At 68.5% G+C, this 5,791-nt stretch carries 2 protein-coding genes; one reads left to right on the top strand and one right to left on the bottom strand.

Annotated elements, in window-relative coordinates:
• Positions 1 to 192 precede the first annotated feature (192 nt).
• A complete protein-coding gene (locus tag ACWCP0_RS41845; RefSeq protein ID WP_451083941.1) occupies positions 193 to 603 on the bottom strand; it encodes a transposase in 411 nt (136 codons plus the stop codon).
• A 1,473-nt stretch (positions 604 to 2,076) separates the two neighbouring features.
• On the opposite strand from ACWCP0_RS41845, the gene ACWCP0_RS41840 reads away from it, so the two are divergent.
• The coding region (locus ACWCP0_RS41840) for a S8 family serine peptidase (RefSeq protein WP_451083940.1) at positions 2,077 to 5,791 on the top strand (3,715 nt) is incomplete at its 3' end.

The raw sequence follows: 5,791 nt of genomic DNA, 5'->3' as shown, positions 1-5,791 counted from the left end.
ACCAGCGAGATGCCGGTCGAACGACTCTGGCACGCCGTCCCCGCCTTCCCGACCATCAGCGAAGTCTGGCTAAGGCTGCTGGAAACCCACCGCGGATAGGCGAGGGTGCGGTCCGCGGGGAGACGGTGAAGTGGGCCATTCGACGCCGGACGTCAAAGACAATGCCGTGACTCTGTTGGTGATGTTGGCAGGTCATGCGGCGGCTGTGCACAGGGTGCGGAAGCGGGTGGCCCGGCGTCGCGTTCTGGGTTCGGTATCGAGCCAGTCCGCGACACGGGTGATGTTGCAGGCCAGTGCGGTGAGTACGTGCTGGACGTGGGTTTTCGCCAGGCCGCGGTAGCGGGAGCGGCGCAGGCCGTGGGTGCGGACGTTCTGCGAGAGGGTGGCCTCGATGCCGGCGCGGATCGCGTAGCGTCGCTGCCACTCTTCGGTGGCCTGGTCGAGCCGGTTGCGCATCTGGATCTCGTGGAGTTCGCGGGTGGGCAGCAGGGCGAGGGCCCTGGGCCGGGTGGTGGAGGTGGTGCACTGTGGGCGGACCGGGCAGGCCAGGCAGTCGGCCTTGGCGAACTTGACCTGGATGTAGTCGTGTCCGCTGATCCGCAAGTGGTCTCCACTCCCGGTTGACTGCGCCCTGGGGGCGGGTGGCCTGCTGGCGGTCCCAGTCGACGGGGAAGGCCGATTTGGCGAAGCCCGAGCCGGCTCTGGCCTGGCGGCTGTGGTCGGGGACCACCGGGCCGAGCAGCGTGATGCCGTGCACGCGAGTGGCCCGTTCGATGGGTGCAGGGGTGATGTAGCCGGCATCGACGACGGCTCGTGGGGCAGTAACTCCCGCTCGGCGAGGTCGTCATGGATGGTCGCGGTCTTCTCGACGGCTTGCTCCGTGGAGTGCGTCGTGGCCACGTGGATCACGAGCTCAGGGCGCTGTTCGTCGCAGGACTCGGTCAGATGGTCGCGGTGGCCGCTCCAGGCGGTGTCCCGTTTGACGCAGTAGCGCGTTTCGGTGTCATAGGGGGAATCGAAGCGCAGGTGAGCTGGGGGCAGGGCATGCCCGTCCCGCCGGCCCAGGCACCCGCGGGCGTCCCCGTAGTAGTGATGGACCCACGCTTGGCGGAGGATCTCCACCTGCGGCAGCAGAGGCAGGTGAGGCGGGGCGGACGTGGCCCAGAGCGCGGCAAGGGATCTTCTGGCCGTCTCGGCCGGTCTGCTCGGCCCACCCGGTCACCGCTGGTAACACCAGGGCCAGCTGCCCCGGCGACAGGCACCGCCTGCCGTCCGTGGGATACAGACCGGCGAACTCCTCATCCTCGAACAGCACATCCAACCGGACCCTGATCAGCATCGCCGGTGTGCCCTTCGGACACGCCGCCCGCGCTGTCCGCACCGTCCTGACCGGGATCCTCTGACGATTCTCCGGCCGCAACGACACCGCGACCACCCCCACCGCTGACACCGCCCCGCTCCCACCGGACAAGCACCCGCCGGCCCCGGTGTCAGCACCCCACCAACATCACCAACATCCCTAACAGTGTCACAACGTTGGTACTACTTGCCTTGAACTGGGCCTCTCTGCGTGATCAACTCGAATCGCCGCCAGGGTCAAACACCCTTCATTGCGTACATCATCGCGCTGAACAGCCTGAAGGCGGCGGAGGCAACGCGTGTCACAGTGCGGACATGGCGTGTTTGTGCCACCTAGGGAAGGTGGCAGGTCCGGTTGCTTAGCGGATGATTCCGGATGAGTGGTGAACCACAGTTGCGGAGGGGATTTGCTCATGACGTGAGACCGCCTGACGGCGGCGATCTCGAGCCTCGACCCATCCTTCGCCTGCGACATCGCTAACACTCTTCCGATCACCGGCCCAACACACTCCGACGGGCGGACACGTGGCGTGCGGAAGAGCCGATTCGTTCGCTGTCATGTCGAGGACGGACATCGTTCGTCTCCTGTGTTCCAGATGAGATGCGCCGGATCCATGTGGTCGTGACGCCCGCTCACAGATGTTGTGTCCAGATGTTGGGATAACAGAAAGGCTGTAAACACCAATGAGACGGATCCGCCTCTGGGCGGTGATATCGATGTCGGCAGTGGTGGCGACGGGTGCGATCACGCCCGTCGCCGCCCAGTCCCCGCAGGGGACCGAGGCACGCACGCCGGCACCGCACGACCGCACGAGCACCGTACGATTGATCACCGGCGACCTGGTCACCGTCAGCGACGCGCCGAACGGCAAGAAGACGGCATCGGTGCAGCGCGCACCGGGCCGCGAGAACGTCTTCTTCCAGACCACCGAGAAGGACGGCACCCTCACCGTCCTGCCTTCCGACGCGGCGATGCTGGTCCTCACAAAGCAGCTGGGCAAGGGGCTCTTCGACGTCACGGGCCTCATCGCCCAGGGGTACGACGAGGCGCACACCGACGTCCTGCCCCTGATCATGTCCGCCCCCAAGGGCTCGGCGCGTGCGGCGGTCAAGCGGGCGGACGCGCTCGCCGAGTTCCACGACGGTGCCGCCGAGCCGCGGCAACTGCCGAGCATCGACGCCCAGGCACTGCGCGTCGCCGACGACGACCTGGCCGCCTTCTGGAAGCAGCTCGCACCTGCGGCGGGCGCGTCCATCTCGAGCGCGGCGGCCGGGACTCCGAAGATCTGGCTGGACCACAAGGTGCGTCCCACGCTGGACCGCAGCACCGCGCAGATCAACGCTCCGGCCGCATGGGCTGCCGGTTACCACGGCGAGGGCGTCAAGGTCGCGGTCCTCGACACCGGCGCCGACCAGAGCCATCCCGACCTCGCAGGTCGCGTGTCCGAGGCGAAGGACTTCTCCGACAGCGGCTCGACCGAGGACCGCGTCGGCCACGGCACCCACGTCGCCGCCACCGTCGCCGGCAGCGGCGCCGCCTCGGACGGCCTGCGCAAGGGAGTAGCGCCCGGTGCCGACCTGGTGATCGGCAAGGTGCTCGGCGACGACGGCTCCGGCTACTTCTCCCAGATCATCGCGGGCATGGAGTGGGCCGCGGCCCAGGGCGCCAAGGTCGTCAACATGAGCCTGGGCGCGGACATGGAGACCGACGGCACCGACCCCATGAGCCTGGCACTCAACGAGATCTCCCGCAGCAGCGGGGCGCTCTTCGTCGCTGCCGCCGGCAACTCCGGTCAGAGGGGCGAGATGACGGTCGGGTCGCCCGGTGCGGCCGACGCCGCCCTCACCGTCGGCGCCGTCGACCGCGACGACTCGTTGGCACCCTTCTCCAGCCGCGGTCCGCGCTTGGGCGACAAGGCGGTCAAGCCGGACATCACGGCTCCGGGCGTCGGGATCGTCGCCGCGCGCGCCGCCGGTACGCAACTGGGCGCCCCGGTCGGCGACCAGTACGTCGAGTTGAGCGGTACCTCCATGGCCACGCCTCACGTGGCCGGTGCGGCAGCGCTGCTCGCCGGGCAGCACCCCGAGTGGGGAGCCGAGCAGCTCAAGGACGCGCTGATCAGCACGTCCCGTACCGTATCCGGCCAGGCGCCGACCGAGCAGGGCGGCGGCCGCGTCGACGTCAAGGCGGCGGTCACCGCCACCGCCACGATCATCCTGGGCCCGTTCGACAGGGACGGATCCCCGGTGGATCGGGCCGGCGTGGTCCGCTACACGAACCACTCCGACGACGAGGTCTCCCTGAACCTGCGGGCCGCACTGGCGACCAAGGGCGGCAGGGAACTCCCCGCGCAGGCGCTGACACTGGGCGCTGACACGGTCCGACTCGCCCCAGGGGCGACCGCGGAGGTGCCGGTCGGCATCGACCCCGCGAAGGCGGGCCGCGGCTCCTACTACGGCTACGTCACCGCCACGTCCTCCGACGGCGTGTCGGTCCACACCACCGTCAGCCTGTGGGTGCGCTCCCCGATGCACAAGCTCACCATCGAGTCCTACAGCCGGACCGGCGACCCCATGTATTGGGACCTTTGGCAGGTCTTCGGAGGGGACACGGACGTCCGGTTCATCGGCTGGGACCCTGTGGTCTTCGAGGTCGAGGAGGGCACTTACCAGGTCACCGGGGCGATAGGCGAACAGACCGCCACCGGCGCGCGGATCATCCAGGCGGTGGAGCCCGAGGTGAAGGTCACCAAGGACACGACCGTGACCCTGGACGCACGTCAGGCCAAGCTGATGCGTGTGCAGACGCCCAAGCCCGCCGTGCGGCGTAATGACCTGAAGTACTGGCTGTACCGGAAGATCGACGGGACGGCGATGGATCTGGGCATCGACTACGGTGGGGGCGCCGAGGCGGTGGACCTGTATGTGACCCCCACGCGCAAGGTCACCGAGGGCGAGTTCGAGTTCAACTCCCGATGGGAGATGACGGCTCCCCAGCTCCGGACCGAGGTCCGCGGCACGGACATCGACCTGAAGCCGTACTACGTCCGGCGGTCCGTCCCGTTCAACCCCGAAGGGGAGCGGCTCACCGCCGTGGATGCAGGGACCAGGGAGAACCCGGACCTGCGGCCCGGCACCGTGCGGGGCAAACTCGCCGTGATCCGCGACGACACCGCACAGGACTGGCATGACCTCGCGGAGATGGCTGCGAAGGCGGGCGCCAAGGGGGTCCTGATCGTCCTGCCCGAGGGGATGAAGGCCTGGACTCTCTGGACGCCGGTGGACACGCGATCCGCCATCCCCCTTTTCCAGGTGACCGCGGCCGACGGCGCGCAGCTGCTGCAGTACATGAAGAAGCACGAGGCCGTCATCGACATCTCCGGGACGGTCAAGAGCCCATACCTGTACGACATCAGGGCGATTTGGCCGCATCAGATCCCGCAGAACCCGACGTACACCGTCTCGGACCGCAACACCGCGCAGGTGAAGGCGTCCTACACGGACAACGGAGCACTGGACTGGGCCGGGGAGCAGCGCTTCAGCTGGCGTCCCCACTCGGAGTTCAGCTGGGAGACCTCTCGCTGGGTGCCGACGGGCATGACACGCACCGAGTACATCACCTCCGGCGACACGCAGTGGATGCACCACGTCGACTTCATCACCTCTCTCTTCCCGAACCAGCCGTTGCGGTCGGGCCTGCGGGACGCCCCCCGCACGTTCGAGACGGGCGAGAAGGTCCAGGAGGAGTGGTACAAGGCCGTGGTGCGGCCGTCCATCCCGCGCGGCTGGAGCAGTCCTTCCGTCCGCAACGGTGATGTCCTCAGCCTGGCGATCCCGGAGTACACCGACGCGGTGGCCGGTCACTGGGCCCGCAAGCAGGTTCCCTCCGCACCGGGAGGCATCGGGAGGGCCGGAACGCCCGGGACGATGGACCTTCCGACCTACCCCGGTGACACCGTGGCGGCCGTCCTCCACCGCGACGGCAAGAAGGTCGGCGAGGCCGCAGCCGCCTGGGGGAACTTCCATGTCCCTGCCGGAGAGGCCGACTACCGTCTGGACCTGACGACCGAGCGTAAGACCGAGTACTGGCAGACCGGTACGAAGACCGCCACGTCCTGGACCTTCCGTTCGGACACCGCGGCCGAGAAGACGCTGCTGCCTCTCCTCCAGGTCGACTACGGGGTCCCGGCCGACCTGTGGAACACGGTACGCGGCGGGAAGCGGCACGATCTCGACCTGACCGTCAGGCACCAGGACGGGCTCGCCGCCCCCGCCGGGACCAAGCTCAAGGTCGAGGCGTCCTTCGACGACGGCAAGACCTGGCAGGGGCAGGTCCGCGTCAAGGACCGCGGCCACAACAGGTTCACCGCCACCATCGAGCGGCCGGGCGACCACCGGCAGGGCGCGTACGTGACCCTGCGGGTCACGGCCT

This window comes from Streptomyces sp. NPDC001970 (genome assembly GCF_053594115.1).
The sequence above is the reverse complement of the archived record's forward strand: the minus strand, read 5'-3'. Positions and strand labels throughout refer to the sequence as shown.